The sequence below is a fragment of the Streptosporangium sp. NPDC020145 genome, assembly GCF_040631275.1.
Classification (GTDB): domain Bacteria; phylum Actinomycetota; class Actinomycetes; order Streptosporangiales; family Streptosporangiaceae; genus Streptosporangium.
In genome coordinates this window covers 65,703-66,512 of sequence record NZ_JBEXZT010000036.1, presented here as the reverse complement: position 1 = coordinate 66,512, position 810 = coordinate 65,703, and the positions used below count along the sequence as shown (strand labels likewise).

Annotated in this window: 1 protein-coding gene; it reads left to right on the top strand. The window is 67.8% G+C overall.

Going from position 1 to position 810, the window contains the following annotated elements:
- Positions 1-125: 125 nt before the first annotated feature.
- Positions 126-810, top strand: a 685-nt coding sequence (locus ABZ463_RS37495; RefSeq protein ID WP_362784042.1) for a WD40 repeat domain-containing protein, incomplete at its 3' end; no start/stop codon positions are given.

Genomic DNA, 810 nt, shown 5'->3' with positions numbered 1-810 from the left:
GGCCCATAATCCGCTACCGCAGACACTTACCGCTTAACCTGCAGAAACAGGATCACGCGAAGGTCAGCTCATACACCACTTCGCTGGACGTGACCCTCACCGGCCACACCGGCGGAGTGAACGCGGTGGCGATCTCCCCAGACGGCTCCTGGCTGGCCAGCGCCTCCCAGGACGGAACCGTACGAACCTGGGAAGCCGACGGCACCCCACGAACCACCCTCACCGGCCACACCGGCGAGGTGAACGCGGTGGCGATCTCCCCAGACGGCTCCTGGCTGGCCAGCGCCTCCCAGGACGGAACCGTACGAACCTGGGGAGCCGACGGAGGTCTGCGTTCCACAATCACCGGCCACACCGACTGGGTGAACGCGGTGGCGATCTCCTCGGACAACTCCTGGCTGGCCAGCGCCTCCCGCGACGGGACCGTACGAACCTGGAACACCGACGGCACCCCACGAACCGCCCTCACCGGCCACACCGGCGGAGTGAAGGGGGTGGCGATCGTCGCGGACGGCTCCTGGCTGGCCAGCACATCCCGCGACGGAACCGTACGAATCTGGGGAGCCGACGGAGGTCTGCTTACCACCTTGACCGGCCGTATCGGCGGGGTGAAGGGGGTGGCGATCTCCCCAGACGGCTCCTGGCTGGCCAGCGCCTCCCGCGACGGAACCGTACGAATCTGGAACACCGACGGCACGCTGCGCACCATCCTGACCAGCCGCATCAGCGGGGTGAACGCGGTGGCGATCTCCTCGGACAACTCCTGGCTGGCCAGCGCCTCCGACGACGGAACGGTGCGGATCTGGAACG